This window comes from Marinobacterium mangrovicola, assembly GCF_004339595.1.
GTDB classification, from domain to species: Bacteria; Pseudomonadota; Gammaproteobacteria; order Pseudomonadales; family Balneatricaceae; genus Marinobacterium_D; species Marinobacterium_D mangrovicola.
The window spans coordinates 1,373,708-1,387,794 of the sequence record NZ_SMFU01000007.1 but is presented as its reverse complement, the minus strand read 5'-3'; the positions used below and the strand labels follow the sequence as shown (position 1 = coordinate 1,387,794).

General features: G+C 54.7%; 12 protein-coding genes. 5 read left to right on the top strand and 7 right to left on the bottom strand.

Annotation, left to right across the window (positions count from 1 at the left end):
* Positions 1–98: 98 nt before the first annotated feature.
* Positions 99–2,267 (top strand): PepSY domain-containing protein, encoded by a 2,169-nt coding sequence (locus CLV83_RS07200; protein WP_132289504.1) that lies wholly within the window; start codon positions 99–101, stop codon positions 2,265–2,267.
* A gap of 9 nt (positions 2,268–2,276) precedes the next feature.
* Here the strand turns inward: CLV83_RS07200 and CLV83_RS07195 are convergent, their stop codons facing one another.
* On the bottom strand, positions 2,277–3,311 hold the full coding sequence (locus CLV83_RS07195) for an alpha/beta hydrolase fold domain-containing protein (RefSeq protein ID WP_132289501.1): 1,035 nt from the start codon (positions 3,309–3,311) through the stop codon (positions 2,277–2,279).
* A gap of 180 nt (positions 3,312–3,491) precedes the next feature.
* Here CLV83_RS07195 and CLV83_RS07190 point away from each other — a divergent pair, with 180 nt between their 5' ends.
* Positions 3,492–3,956, top strand: a complete 465-nt coding sequence (locus tag CLV83_RS07190) for a GNAT family N-acetyltransferase (RefSeq protein WP_132289498.1) — start codon at positions 3,492–3,494, stop codon at positions 3,954–3,956.
* On the opposite strand, the gene CLV83_RS07185 is transcribed toward CLV83_RS07190, so the two are convergent.
* Entirely contained in the window at positions 3,953–5,632 is a 1,680-nt protein-coding gene (locus tag CLV83_RS07185) for a diguanylate cyclase domain-containing protein (RefSeq protein ID WP_132289495.1), read from the bottom strand. The two genes, CLV83_RS07190 and CLV83_RS07185, sit on opposite strands and share 4 nt — an antisense overlap.
* Positions 5,633–6,090: 458 nt before the next feature.
* Between CLV83_RS07185 and CLV83_RS07180 the strand changes: the two genes are divergently transcribed.
* The gene (locus CLV83_RS07180) at positions 6,091–7,986 is read left to right on the top strand and encodes a propionyl-CoA synthetase (RefSeq protein ID WP_132289492.1); all 1,896 of its coding nucleotides are present in this window, start codon (positions 6,091–6,093) and stop codon (positions 7,984–7,986) included.
* 126 nt (positions 7,987–8,112) lie between these two features.
* On the opposite strand, the gene CLV83_RS07175 is transcribed toward CLV83_RS07180, so the two are convergent.
* The 3 genes from CLV83_RS07175 to CLV83_RS07165 all read right to left on the bottom strand — a co-directional run bounded on the left by CLV83_RS07175 (position 8,113) and on the right by CLV83_RS07165 (position 9,659).
* A complete protein-coding gene (locus CLV83_RS07175; RefSeq protein WP_132289489.1) occupies positions 8,113–8,451 on the bottom strand; it encodes a tRNA-binding protein in 339 nt (112 codons plus the stop codon).
* Between the two features lie 97 nt (positions 8,452–8,548).
* On the bottom strand, positions 8,549–8,893 hold the full coding sequence (locus tag CLV83_RS07170) for a hypothetical protein (protein WP_132289486.1): 345 nt from the start codon (positions 8,891–8,893) through the stop codon (positions 8,549–8,551).
* Positions 8,894–8,933: 40 nt separating this feature from the next.
* On the bottom strand, positions 8,934–9,659 hold the full coding sequence (locus tag CLV83_RS07165; RefSeq protein WP_132289483.1) for an HlyD family secretion protein: 726 nt from the start codon (positions 9,657–9,659) through the stop codon (positions 8,934–8,936).
* 275 nt (positions 9,660–9,934) lie between these two features.
* Here CLV83_RS07165 and CLV83_RS07160 point away from each other — a divergent pair, with 275 nt between their 5' ends.
* Positions 9,935–10,270, top strand: a complete 336-nt coding sequence (locus CLV83_RS07160) for a hypothetical protein (protein ID WP_132289480.1) — start codon at positions 9,935–9,937, stop codon at positions 10,268–10,270.
* 175 nt (positions 10,271–10,445) lie between these two features.
* Here the strand turns inward: CLV83_RS07160 and CLV83_RS07155 are convergent, their stop codons facing one another.
* A complete protein-coding gene (locus CLV83_RS07155; protein WP_207894766.1) occupies positions 10,446–11,240 on the bottom strand; it encodes an IclR family transcriptional regulator in 795 nt (264 codons plus the stop codon).
* A gap of 406 nt (positions 11,241–11,646) precedes the next feature.
* On the opposite strand from CLV83_RS07155, the gene CLV83_RS07150 reads away from it, so the two are divergent.
* On the top strand, positions 11,647–12,417 hold the full coding sequence (locus CLV83_RS07150; protein WP_132290455.1) for an SDR family NAD(P)-dependent oxidoreductase: 771 nt from the start codon (positions 11,647–11,649) through the stop codon (positions 12,415–12,417).
* A gap of 305 nt (positions 12,418–12,722) precedes the next feature.
* Here CLV83_RS07150 and CLV83_RS07145 read toward each other — a convergent pair whose 3' ends face one another.
* Positions 12,723–13,949 carry a maltoporin gene (locus CLV83_RS07145; protein ID WP_132289477.1) on the bottom strand — a complete coding sequence of 409 codons (1,227 nt, stop codon included), beginning with the start codon at positions 13,947–13,949 and terminating at the stop codon, positions 12,723–12,725.
* Positions 13,950–14,087 lie beyond the last annotated feature (138 nt).

The following is a 14,087-nucleotide window of genomic DNA, read 5'->3' as shown; positions in this document are numbered from 1 at the left end:
TAACCCAACTTTACGTTCATTTTACGCAGCTTAATTAGTAATCCCTTTAAAATATCGGGGAATGTAGATTAATCAACGTATTACCAGGGATAGAAAGTATGAAAGCTCTGTTACTGCAGCTGCACCGCTGGATCGGACTGGTGTTGTTTCCAGTTTTCGTTCTTATCATTGTCAGCGGGATGGTGCTTGCGCTTAAGCCTGTGGTTGAGGGTGGTGGAGCCGTGAGCTATCAGACGGCCGTGGATACCACGGCATTGACAGCGGCACTCGAATCGATGGACCCGGAGCAGAGTGTGCGTAGCCTCAGTCGTGCCGGCGAAACCGCCTGGAATCTGGGGCCGATGGGCGTTGTGGATCTGCGGACGGGGGAACAACTCCCCGGTGAGAGCGATGTTGCGGCGGAGGTTTTTGGAGTGACCAAATCCTTCCACAAATCGTTGTTGCTGGGCTTGGGTTGGTTTATTGAAATCGCCACCTGGGCGATGCTTGGAATTGTCGTTGCCGGCATTTTTCTGGGCTGGCCGAAGTTTCGCAAGACGCTGATCGGTTGGCATCACCAGCTGGGGGCCTGGTTGTTTCCGCTGGCGCTGCTGTTGCCACTCACCGGCGTCATGATGACGCAGCATATCTGGCAGACGCCGCTACCGATCAGCCCGGGACGGCATGAAACCGTTAAGCTGACTGACGCACTGCGGCTTGCCGGAGACCGGGTGGATCTCTCTACGCTGGAGAGCGCGCGCCGATTCAAATTTGGCTCGGTGATGCTTTCTACCGCAGATCAAACGCTTTTGGTGACAGCCTCAGAGGTTCATCTTTTACAGCCGCAGCAGTTTTCTTCCAAGTCTTTGCATGAGGGTACCTGGGCTGGCGCCTGGTCGGGTTGGCTGAACTTTGTCGCCGGAGCACTGCTTTTGGGCCTCAGTGTAACCGGCTTTATTAGTTGGTATCGCCGCCGTGCGGCTGGGCGCAAGGTAAGCCTCAGCGAAGGCGCGAAAACCCTCATTGTCTACGCCTCTCAGACCGGCACTGCCCAGCGTTTGGCGGAAACCACGCTGGATTGCTTCAAACGTCGTCATATCCCGGTGGACTTTGGCGGTCTGGCGGCTTTCGGTCCGGCACAGTGGCAGCGTTACGATCAGGTGCTGGTGCTGGCCTCCACCACCGGTGAAGGTGAGCTGCCGGAGAACACCCGCGGCTGGGCATCCGCTTTGAATGCTGGAGCGATGGCGGGGGCTAAATTCAGTATCGTCGCTCTGGGTGACAGCCGTTATGACGACTTCTGCGGCGGTGGTATGAAACTGCGCCGTGCACTGCTTGAGGCGGGTGCCGATGAACTGGAGGCACCGGTTAAAGTGGATCAGTCACCGGAACAGCCCTGGCGTGACTGGCTGAACGGTTTGTCGCAGCGTTTTGGCTGGAAACTTGATGTGGATGGTGCTGCTGTCGATGCGGTCGATACCGGCCAGGACGCGGTGCTGGTTGGCCGTAAACAGCTCGATCAGACTCAGCATGAAAGCTGCCCTGCGAACTACAGCATTGAGCTGCAGGTGCCGGAAAATGTCAGCTTCAAACCCGGTGACCTGCTGATGCATCAGCCCGGTGAAGGCGAGCGTCCGCGCAGTTACTCCATCGGTTCCGATTCTGCGGTTACACCGGGCCGTATTCGCCTGAGTGTCTCCCTGCTGAGCTATCAGGATGAACAGGGGAAAGAGGTGCTGGGTCGCGCCAGTAGCGATCTTTGTCTGAATCTTCAGCCCGGCGAAAAGCGCCGTGTGCAGGTGGCACATAATGAACGTTTCAACCCGCCACAGGATGTCAGCACCCCGATCATCCTGATCGCGGCAGGTTGCGGTATTGCTCCCTTTATCGGCTTTATCGAGCAGCGTGCAGCGATCAAAAATGCCGGGCCGGTCTGGCTGATGTTCGGCAACCGCTTTCGTAATGGCGATTATCTCTATGCCCAGGAGTTGGCTGACTGGCAAGGTTCCGGTGTGATTTCACGATTGGATACCGCTTTCTCCCGGGATCCGGAAGATCGTCATTATGTCACCGACCGTCTCAGAGAGGCCGGCAGCGATGTCATGGAGTGGATCGAGAAGGGCGCCCGAGTCTATATCTGTGGCCGTGCATCCACCCTGGGCCGCAGCGCCGATGAGGCCTTTATCGTCCTGATCGCCGAACGCTACGGCCTTGATGAGACGGCTGCCCGGCAGAAACTGGACAGCTTGGTTGTAGCGGGCTCCATCAGCCGCGATCTTTTCGACTGATTGGTTGGATTAGCGGCGGCAGAAGTCCACCAGACATGCCGCCGTGTCCGCCGAGATCTCCGGGCACACCATCGGGAACAGCTCGGTTCCGTGAATCGTGCCCTTTACTTCGCGACAGCGCACATTCGGCACCCCGGCCCGCAACAGCAGTCGATAGAACTCGATCCCCTCATCTTTCAGCGGGTCGAATTCGTTAACGCTGATCACCGTGGGCGGGAAGCCGGTCACATCCTCTTCAGTGGCAAACCCCGGCCAGGCCAGCGGGTTCTTCTGTTCAAAGGCTTCTATGCCGTAGCCGACTCTTCCCTGGTTGTTATCCAGCTCCAGCATGACGCCATTCAGCGCCGATGAGGAGGGGTACTTTGCCTGAGGCCACTCGCCGGCAATATAGGGGCAGAGCGCAAACAGTCCCTTGATTCGGTCCAGCTGCCCCATCTGCTTAAGCTTCATGGTCGTTGCGATCGCCAGGTTACCGCCGCCGCTTTCGCCGGAAATCACCACCTGGGCAGGGTCGATATTCAGTGCAGCATGTTCCTGCCAGAGCCACTCCAGTCCACTGACACAGTCGTTCAACCCGGCGGGGAAAGGCGCGATCTCCGGTACCGAGGAGGGCACGACCGCATTACGGAAATCCACCATGGCCACTGCCACACCTCTGCGCGCGAGCAGCTTGCCCCAGGCGCGGTAGTTACCGTCATAGCAGGACATGAACTGCATACCGCCACCGTGGATGTAGTAAACGCAGGGCAGGCGTTCGCCAGTATCCGGGCGGATGAAGCGCAGGTTACAGCGGTTGCCGTCAGGCTGAGAGGTGAACTGGTAATCCTGGATCAACAGTCCGCTATCCGGAGAGATCGCCGGGCTATCGTTAGCCTCGAGAAACTGATTGAACAAAGCGCGGGTAGCGTTGGCCTTGTCGCTGTTCGCGGCGCCGATCAGATCTTCACGGCTGTCGAAATCGCGCATGTTGTTGGGCGGCAGGGCGCCGAAGGTTGCCTTGATACGCGGATCTATACCGTGGATCTCCAGAATACGGTTGTTCATCAGAATCTCCCTGTTTTCTGCGTGCGGCTTGAATGCAAGGTTTTAGCAGTTGCAGCAGGTTGGGGTAAAGCGCAGGCGGCTTGTTTGGGTAATGAGCTAATGGCTTGGCTCAAGCGCTAAGGCGTTCAGCGGCAGCACTCTCGCTGTGTTAGATTTCTTGCAAACCTTCAGGAGCGAAGTATGCAGCGTGTTAGATCCAGCGGTATCGAAATACAGCCCGCACGTGACACCGATAGAGCCGCTCTGGCCCAGTTGTTTGATCAATATCGCCAGTTTTACGGTTACCCGGCGGACAGGGATAAAGCCGAGCGCTTTATCGGCGCACGGCTGGCTGCGGGTGATAGCTCTCTTTTTGTTGCGCGAAAGGGGGCGGAGATCTGTGGTTTCGTGCAGTGCTACCCGGGTTTCGCCTCACTTGAGTGCAGGCCAAGCTGGCTGTTGAGCGATCTGTATGTGGTGCAAGAGGCTCGAGGGCTAGGTGCTGGCAGGGCGTTGCTGAGGCATGTCAGGGAGGTCGCAGCTGCTGAAGAGTGCTGCCTGGTGGAGCTGTTTACCGCCAGGAGCAACAGAGTCGCTCAGCGGCTCTACAAGTCCGAAGGTTATCAGGAGGATTGTGAATTCCTCCATTACGAGCTGACGCTCTAATCGCTGCAGCCTTTACGCTCATACAGGTATCGGTTCTTGCCGCTGTATTTGGCACGGTACATGGTCTGGTCGGCGAGGATCAGCAGTTCGGTGCTCTCCCGGCTGTGGTCCGGGTAACAGACAGCACCCAGGCTCAGGGTGACCGCCAGCTGATTGAATTGATAGGCGCCGTGGCTGACCAAACGTTCCAGTACCTCTTCCAGCATCTCGTCATTGCCACATTCCGGCAGGATGAGGGCGAATTCATCGCCACCGATGCGCGCCAGGGTGTCGCTTTCACGAATCAGCGACCGGAGTCGGCTAGCGATCTCCCTTAGCAGCGTATCGCCCGCCTCATGGCCATAGGTGTCGTTGATATTCTTGAAACCATCCAGGTCGATATAGATCACCGCAAGCCGCTTGCCGGAGCGTTTGCTGGCGGCGATCGTCTTTTCCAGGTGCTCGGCAAACAGACGCCGGTTCGGCAGTCCGGTCAGCACATCGTGCATCGCCTGATGACGCAACCTGGCCTGCTGGGCTTTGAGCTGTCGGATATCGGTGCAGACCAGAATGTACGGGCGGTGCTGCTCTTCGGCGGTTTCCTGCCGGACCAGCGATGCGAGAACAGGCACAGGTTCTCCGGCGCGGGATAACAGCAGCAGTTCGCCCCGCCATTCCTGGCCGCTGGTGTTTTCCAGCAGTGTCGCCAGATCAAGCGGTGCGGAGAAGTCGGGCCGGCTGAGCAGCGCGGATACACTGAGGCTGCTGGCCTGCTCCTCATTGCAGTGGATCATATCCAGCAATGCGCGGTTGGTGCGCACCAGTTGCTGCTGTTCATCAAACACCAGAATAGCCTCAGCGCAGTGGCTGAATACGGTTTCTGCCAGTTGCAGCCGTCTTTGGGAGCGGCGCTTATCGGTGATATCGAGAATGCTGCCCCACATATGACGGATCACGCCATCGCTATCGGGATGCAGGTAATTGCGCTCCAGCAGATGGCGGGTTTCGCCGTCGCGGATAATTCGGTACTCGATTTCGTAGGCTTCGTTGTTTTCCATTGAAGCGTTAACGTGGCGCGTTACTGATTCTCGGTCTTCGGGATGTACCACGCTGATATACGCTTCATAGCTGGCTTCGAACTTGTTCGGATCCAGGCCAAACATGGCATAGACGCCCTCTGACCAGCTGAGTTGGTCCTTTTCACGGTCCCATTCCCAGGTGCCGACACCGGCATCCTGCTGCAGCTGCTCCATTACCACGGCGTTATCGTCTCGGGGGATCAGCGTAGCCAGAACAACCCGTTTAGAAGCAGGGCCTGGAATTGAAGAGAGTTCGATATGCACGGGGATTGCACGGCCCGACTGGTGACGGGCGATTAGAGAGCCGAGCTGATTCATGGGGCGTGAACGACCGGACTGGTTGAATGCCTTGCGCCAGTGGTCGTGATGATGACGGTGCTGCTCAGGTACCAGGGCTTCAACACTGAGGCCTATCAGCGCACTCAGCTCGTAGCCGAGCAGGCGGGCGGCAGCGGGGTTGGCGTAGCTGATAAGGCCGTCGGCTTCTATGCGCAGGATCGCCTGAGTGAGATGGTCCGTCAGCGGTACGTCGGCGGGGGGCATAGAGGCCCGTTTTCTGACCGTAACGCCGGCAAGAACCGCAATACCCACCAGCGCTGAAACCCAACCGAGACCCATTAACTGTTGCCCATCACAAACGTTGTTTTTAGGAGCATAGCGGTAGGGGTTTATCTATGACAAGAGACTATTTAAGCAGCCGTTGTTGCAATGGATGGGGGGCGTGCTCATCGGGTTGCTGGGGGCCCGGTGAGAGTATCTGTGGATTTGTCGGCGCTGGTGTTTTCCGAGACGAAGGCCGAAGTGTCTGGGTTAGCGGGTAGATTGTTAAAGTGTCGACACTTTGCCTCTTTCATGAATAGGGTAGAAAAATTGACGTCGGTCACCGAAATCACGCTCTGATTACTGCAGTTGCAGTATTTGTTGATAATGCATACAAAAATTACGCCTTTTGTCGTATCTCTTTTATCCAATTCTTTAGCTACAGTGGCATGGCGACGATGGGGATGTGTCAACAATAAATCATAATACCCCTGACAAATTCAGCGTCTAACAATTAGATAAAAGGGACCTGTGTCATGTCCTACCAAGCCGAATACAGCAAGTCTGTCGAGAATCCGGAAGGTTTCTGGGCGGAAAAAGCGTCTGATCTTCCCTGGTACACCCAACCCCAAACGATCCTCTCTACTGATGAAAACGGCATCTACCGCTGGTTCGCCGATGGTGAGATGAACACTGCCTACATGGCGCTGGATTATCATGTTGAGAATGGTCGGGGCGACCAGGCAGCTCTTATCTATGATTCCCCCGTTACCAGCACTAAAAGCCAGCTGACCTACCGCGAGATGCGCGATCAGGTTGCCTGCTTTGCCGGCGTGCTTAAGGCGCAGGGCGTGACCAAGGGCGACCGGGTTGTGCTCTACATGCCGATGATACCGGAAGCGCTGATCGCCATGCTGGCAGTGGCGCGTCTCGGTGCGATCCACTCCGTTGTATTCGGTGGCTTTGCGCCCCATGAACTCGCGGTACGTATCGACGATGCGGAGCCCAAGGTGGTGGTGTCTGCCTCCTGCGGTGTCGAAGTCGCCAAAGTAATCGAGTACAAGCCGATGCTGGATCAGGCGATCGAGATGTCGGCGCACAAACCGGATGCCTGCATCATCCTGCAGCGCGAACAGGCGATCGCCAATCTGACGGAAGGCCGCGATCTGGACTGGGCGCTCGAGATGGAAAAGGCCGAGCCAGCCGACTGCGTGCCGGTCAAAGGCACCGATCCGCTCTATATCCTTTACACCTCAGGTACCACCGGCAAGCCGAAAGGGGTAGTGCGTGATAACGGCGGTCACGCCGTGGCACTGAAATACTCCATGAAGGCGATCTACAACATGCAGCCGGGCGACGTGTTCTGGGCCGCTTCGGATGTGGGCTGGGTTGTTGGCCATTCCTATATCGTCTATGGCCCGCTGCTGGCCGGTTGCACCACCATCGTTTACGAGGGCAAGCCGGTACGCACTCCGGACGCCGGCGCTTTCTGGCGCGTGGTTGAAGAGTACAAGGCGAAGGCGCTGTTTGCCGCACCGACCGCCTTCCGTGCCATCAAGAAGGAAGACCCGGAAGCGGAACAGATCAACAAATACGATCTGTCTTCACTACAGACCATCTTTATGGCTGGCGAACGTCTGGACCCACCTACCTATGACTGGACCGTCGCTAAAACCGGCAAGCCGGTCGTTGATCACTGGTGGCAGACCGAAACCGGCTGGGCCATCTGCGGTAACCTGATGGGTATCGAACCGAAAGAGCCGAAGGCGGGTTCGTCCACGCTGCCGGTGCCGGGTTTCAACGTCAAAATTCTCGGTGTCGACGGCCAGGAACTGCCAGCCGGCGAGCAAGGCTCCATCGCTCTGAAGCTGCCGCTGCCACCGAGCTGCCTGCCGACCATCTGGGGCGACTTCGAGCGTTTCCGCACCGGCTATCTATCTGACTTCCCCGGCTACTACACCTCGGGTGATGGCGGTTACAAGGATGAAGAGGGTTACGTCTTCATCATGGGGCGCACCGATGACGTGATAAACGTGGCCGGCCACCGTCTCTCCACCGGCGAGATGGAAGAGATCGTAGCCGCGCATCCGGCCGTGGCTGAGTGTGCGGTGATCGGTATCAACGATCCGCTGAAAGGGCAGGAGCCGATCGGCCTGGTGCTGCTGAAAGATGGTGCCGAAGAGGATGAAGAGCAGCTGCAGACCGAGCTGGTTGCGATGGTGCGTAAGGAGATCGGTCCGATCGCCTGCTTCCGCCGGGCGATCATCGTACAGCGTCTGCCAAAAACCCGCTCAGGCAAAATCCTGCGCAAGCTGTTGCGTCAGATCGCCGATGGTCAGGAATACACCATTCCGTCCACCATCGATGATCCGGCGAGCCTGGCAGAGATTGAAGAGATCATGGACGGCCACGGATTGGTGCAACACGCATAGGATGCGCTGATAAGAATAAGATTAATCACCGGAGTGTTAGGGCCGCGTCTGTAAGGACGCGGCTTTTTTATGCGTTTTGTTCGCGCAAAGCGGGTCAATCTACGCTGGCCCAGAGTGCTCAGCGGTTTATGCCAGCCGAGCCCCGTTGGGCAGGTCCATATCCACGCTGGAAAGCACGACCGACCCATCGGGGCGGTGCAGGCCGGTCACCAGGCACTCGGACATGATCGGGCCGATCTGCTTCGGCGGGAAGTTCACCACCGCCAGCACCTGTTTGCCGAGCAGAGACTCCTTCGTATACAGATCGGTGATCTGGGCGCTGGATTTCTTGATGCCAAGCTCCTCACCGAAGTCGACCTTGAGCTTGTAAGCCGGGCGGCGCGCTTCCGGAAAATCCTCTACCTCGACGATCGTACCAACGCGGATATCGATCTTCTGAAAATCGCTCCAGTCTATAGGTTCCATAACACTCCCTTCATTCAAGTTGGCTGGGGTTTGCTGGGCGCACGACGACAGCACCTGACTCCATCCGATCTATCTGTGGGCGTATGAGAGGGGCTTATCAGTGGACAGTGAACCGGCTCAGTCGCTCCTGCCAGCGACCTTCATGCTGAGCGAGGCAGCTTTCCTCGGAATCAAAGCGAACCAGTCGACGCGGATTTTTAACGCGGATTTCAATCGCGGCCAGCTTGTCCTGAATAAGTGTACTGAGCGCCTGTTGGTCGGTCTTTGCCAGATTGGCAGTTGTGTCAAAGACACAGACCACCGTCAGCGACTCGGGGAAGCGGTTGTAATCGACCAGATGAGTCAGCCACTCAAAGCCAGGGTACCGGGTCAGAGCGATCTCGCAGGCCTCGGTTAATGCCAGGCGTATGGCGTTCTCGGTCTTTTTATCGGTTTTTCTCACGCGGAATTGTGTTCCTAAGCGGGGGCTGGAGCAGCGTTCGCTACTCCATGGAGCTGTGCGGGTAACTCTGCGACTCGGGAGCCGGATAGGCTTGCCGCTGGATCGACGTTTCACTGGCAACCAACTCTTCCTCGAATCTCTCGGCCTGACGTTTGCGTGATTCAAGGGCCTCGAGTTGTGCCTGAACGACTCTGCGTCTGTCCGCATCCTGTTCCGATAGCTGCAGCGAATACTCCGCTACGTTCCATTTGATCTGGGCGATGTTATCTTCCAGGCCATCGCATTGCGCGGTCAGTTGCTCAACCTCGCTGTTCAGAGCGGATAGGTAATTTTCCCCGATCAGCCCTTTCTCAACCGCGGGTTCCAGGCTTTCAAGCTTCCGGCTCACCATCGCCAGACGGTTACGGTTATCCGTCAACTCTTGCTGCTGAACGTCGATAGAGTTCTTGGCGCTTTCTATTCGGCGGCGCAGCTCAGCCTGTTTTTCTCCGCGCTCAGCTTTGATCAGTTTAAACCGCTCTTGGGCGTCATCCAGCACCGATGCAAGCGAAGGGTCCGCCGCCGCTGCGGCCATAAGTTCGGGGCTGAAGCTGATGCTCGGTTGCCCATCCGCTTCAGCATGCAGCTGAGCCATGCGTGCCTGAATCTTGAATTGCTCAGAGGTGAGTCGAGGAGTCTTGCTAGCGCTCTCACCTGCGGCACTGACCTCAATACTGGTCGCCAGACAGAAGAGCGCAGCCGTGCTGAAACCCAAAAATTTGTTCACTAAAGTATGCCCAGTTAACCGCGAATCCTTCATGCGTATCGCTTCCCTGTTCGACGCAAAATCCCAACGGGCGTTTAAAGTAGCAGATTACCTGCTATTTCCGAAGGGGGCAGGTGCACTTTGGTTAAGGCTTAGGTTAAGGAGTCAGCGCGACACAAAGATTAAAGAGGCGGATCAGTGAACTGTTTCGCAGAAAGTGAGACTCAGTAGATATTTCATAACACCGGATACCAGAAGGACCAGGCTCGATGGTTAACCTCAAGAGACTTTTCACTGTGAGTATGTTTGGCCTCGTTGCAGCAAGCTGTACGACGACAAACAGCCGTTTTGTCACTGCCGATGAGGTCAGCGATTACCTGATCAAACAGAACCCTGAAGCACTGCATCAGGCGCTGGGCGAGCCCCGCACCGTAGAGAACATCGGAGGTAACAGAAGTGTCTGGACCTATCACTCAGATATGATCCAGAACAAAAAGGCGACCCAGGGAAAGTGCGAGATGATCATCACCTTCGAGGGTGAAAAGGCGATCAATGTGGATGTGTCGGCCACAGAGTATTCGCCGTTCGCAGCGCCGCTGGCCACCTGCAACCAGATGCTTGATAGCCTGTAGTTTGGTGAGCTCTCTGGTGCGCCGGTCAGATAAATGCGTCCAGTATGCCCATCCCACCTCGGGCTCTTGATTCCATTTTTCAGACTGCAGAGGGTGAGCTGATTGAGGCCGTCAACTTCTGCATAGGGTCTGCGGACAAGTGTAGTAGGGGGCTGATCGCTAAAAGCGCTGGCCCTTATGAGAGTGCTTGTTCGCCTACGCCGTACCCAAGTCGTTCAGAAACGTTTTGCGCTGCCTGACGTAACCGGTTGGCTATATCGCCATCCAGTGATGCATCGAACGCTCCAGCAGGACCCATCGCGGTCAGGGCGAGGACCACGTTTCCATCGTGATTAAATATAGGCGCGCTAAGTGCGTTTATACCGGGGACAGGGTAGCCGACAGCTTGTGCGAGCATGTGTGCACGTATGTCATTGAGTGACTCCTCAAACTCTTTCATGACGTTGCCCCGCTTCGTTGCATCTTCAGGGGAAAGTCTTTTGTTTTCCTCGTTTGCGAGCTTCTCGGTCATCTTCGGCGGCAGGAAAGCGCCAAATACCCGTCCAGTGGCGGTATCCATCAGTGACATCACCGCACCGACCCGAAGGTTTACATGGATCGGGTAGCTTGATTCCTCCATTGCCACAATGGTGGGCCCCATATTTCCCCAGATCGCTATGGCGATCGATTGGCCGGTTTTCGCCGCCAGCTCTTTGAGTTCGGGGCGGGCCTCCTGAACGGCGTCTAAACGCTGCAGGCAGACCAGTCCTAACTGCAGAGCGAAAGGGCCAAGCTCGTAAAGACCGTTATCTGGATCCTGCTTGACCAGGCCGAGGTTGCAAAAGCTGACCATATAGGGATGCGCTTTTGCTGTTGTCATATCAGCCTGTTTTGCGACATCGCGTAATGCCATGGGTTTACCACAGGTGACCAGCACTCGGAGAAGCTGTCCCCCGACCTCTATCGACTGAATTCCGCGACGTGTTTTCACTCAATTAGTACCTTGGATATACACATAGAAGGTACGGATGATAGCAGAGATGCACGGGCCATTGGGATGGCTCCTTTGAGTTAATATCTAATAAACACTCTATAAACTAATAAAATAGTTAATAACTAATGCATTTGCTAATGATGAATTATGATGTTAGTGTGATCCTATCCCTGAAAATAGTCAGGCGGTTAGCTGGAGTGCGTCGACATACTCGCGTTTTCCTCTAGCGCGGTAACCCTGGAGCACGACAAGGCATAACTCCGATTGGGGTGACCTGAGAGGCTAAGTTTCGGAGCTTTATTCTATTGCAGGGTTGTGAAGGTTCAGCGGTGAGTAACGCGAAGACCTGATCAAGTTGACGAACATTTCTTCAAATAACAAAAAACATGAGGGTTCGAATAGCATGACTCACCACACTAACAACCCATTGTTAGCGGGACGCATAGCATTGGTCACAGGAGCAGGGCAGGGAAATGGCAGAGCAATAGCGCTCGGGCTTGCTGCGGCTGGCGCACGAGTAATTGTGACTGATGTGAATAATGCCACTGTCCACGAAACTGCTGAGCTAATTCGCCAGGATGGCGGTGAAGCCTGGGCTTTCTTACTCGATGTTACCTCTTCTGATGCCTGCTTGGCTTTGGCGAGAAGCGTAGGCGCTGAAATTGGCGCAGTCGATATTATCGTAAACAATGCCGGAATCATTATTCGGGAAGGCATCGATAGTGAGCGGGCCGTCGAGAATTGGCAGAAAGTGATCGACGTTAATCTCAATGGAACATTTAACGTTACTTACGCCTGGCTGGATGCTTTGAAGGAAACCCGGGGCACAGTGATCAATGTTGGCTCCATCGCTTCCTTTGTTGGCGTAGCGGATACGCTTGGCTACTCACCTTCGAAAGGCGGAGTGAAAATGCTGACTCAGGCTCTCGCTCGTGAGCTGTCATCTTACGGTGTACGGGTAAATGCGATAGCACCGGGGGTTATCGAAACGCCTATGACCGAGGCGACGCGAAACAATCCGCAGCGCCTGTCGGGATTTTTGAGCCGTACCCCTGCAGGTCGAGTCGGTACACCAGAAGAGCTGATCGGCCCCGTCGTATTCCTCGCTTCTTCCATGTCTTCATATATTAACGGTGTCACTCTTCCGGTAGACGGCGGTTTTTTAGCAGCCTGAGTAGTTTTCTGCGCTCTAGTTACACATTCTTTTAGCCCACGGCTCGGGCACTCCTCGCAAGAGTTTCAGGTGTGTCGGCTTGAACTCTTGCATTTTTTGCTCATCTTATACGTCTATATTTATTCAATCTTAAAAATAAGACGCATTTTTATGCACTTAAATCGAATATTAATATTCGATTTAAGCCGCGCAGGCTTAATGAATTATATCGCTTTGAAAGAAGTGCCTATCCTCGCTGGAATAGGCACTAAGAGTAGCGTTATGCCAATCGTAATAACGCCTTTTATGGGGGATTTATCGCTTTATTACCAACTATATTCCACCTGAAGGCCGACGGTCGTCGAATGGGTATCTCCCTCAGCAGGCCCTGTACTGGATAGGCCTGAGCCTGGTTCGGCGGCATCGCGTGCAGCTTCATTCCATGTGGCATAGGTGTAATAAAGTTTAACCTCTGGCCTGGTCCAGAAACCGGGACCGCCGGGTGACCAGGTTGGGGCGAGTGTAAATTTGCCAAGGTATTTGTCTTCAGGATCTGTATCTACGTAGTCGAGTCCCGCTTCAAAGCTCAGCTTAAAGGTTTCAGTGACTGCATAAACGGGGCGGAAGCCGAGAGAAATCCACTTCTGATCCGCTTGTCCCCGTCCTGAGTCGTTTTGATATACGAATTGGAAGGCTGTCTGGAACTTCGGTGAGTGAGTCCAGAGGAAGTGATCGACCATGCGCCAGCTTTTTGCTGTGTTGTCCAGAGACATATCACCCGTATAGCCAAGTGCGGTGCCAGGCCCAACACCATACTGAACGGCAAAAGTGTTGCTGATATTCTGGTCGAATATTCCCGATTGAACATGCTGAAGACTCACCGACCAACCGCTATGAGCGTTGTCGTCATTGGATGGCTTGGCAAGGTAGTTCAGGCCGACCTCCAGCTCCCCCCCTTTGTTAGTATCGAAGCCGGCGATGTTGAAATCGTGTCGTGTGACATAGTCTTTTTGGAAGATGTTATCTCTACGAGAAAATACATAGCTGTATTTCAGGCCACCAATAGGAATGCTATCCAGGCCAAAACCTATAGCGCTCTGATTCCAATAGAAAAAATCGGAAAGATAAGAAAACTTTCGCTTGTAGTATCGGTTGCCTACCCAAATATTCCCGCCATTTAGAGCGCTGATATCGTTCCAATAAGCGTAGGCTTGCAGAAATTTAGCATAGCCCCCGTCGTCCGTTTTAAATGTGACCTTTTGGTTGAATGGGTTTAGGGCGGCTGGCATGGTGTAGAAGCCAACAGTTGAACCATCATTAAATGTTCCAAAGTCCTGTTTGAAACCCAGTTCTATATATTGTTCGCACTCATTACCTAAACGATATTTCGCACCAGAACCGGATAGTTGGTAACAGCTTTGTGAGCCCGTCCAATCGGAGGTGCCGAATCCGGTACGCAGGTAGTTATCTACCATTTCAAGTGCGTTTACCTGAGTGGTAGAAAAGATGGCACCAAAGAATAGAGCTGAAGGTTTTATGAGGTTTGTTTTCACGTTTTTTCCTTTTTATTTTTATACTTTATTTTTTATTTATCTTTTCAAAAGATAAATATTATCTGTCGGTCGCCAGCCGGTAATTTAAGGACGAGCGAAGTCGGCCAAGCGTTATGCCGCCTGACAATCAACAAAATT

Coding starts and splice junctions, on each gene's coding strand:
- CLV83_RS07200 (WP_132289504.1), top strand. CDS start 99: ATGAAAGCTCTGTTACTGCAGCTGCACCGCTGGATCGGACTGGTGTTG.
- CLV83_RS07195 (WP_132289501.1), bottom strand. CDS start 3,311: ATGAACAACCGTATTCTGGAGATCCACGGTATAGATCCGCGTATCAAG.
- CLV83_RS07175 (WP_132289489.1), bottom strand. CDS start 8,451: ATGGAACCTATAGACTGGAGCGATTTTCAGAAGATCGATATCCGCGTT.
- CLV83_RS07150 (WP_132290455.1), top strand. CDS start 11,647: ATGACTCACCACACTAACAACCCATTGTTAGCGGGACGCATAGCATTG.
- CLV83_RS07190 (WP_132289498.1), top strand. CDS start 3,492: ATGCAGCGTGTTAGATCCAGCGGTATCGAAATACAGCCCGCACGTGAC.
- CLV83_RS07180 (WP_132289492.1), top strand. CDS start 6,091: ATGTCCTACCAAGCCGAATACAGCAAGTCTGTCGAGAATCCGGAAGGT.
- CLV83_RS07185 (WP_132289495.1), bottom strand. CDS start 5,632: ATGGGTCTCGGTTGGGTTTCAGCGCTGGTGGGTATTGCGGTTCTTGCC.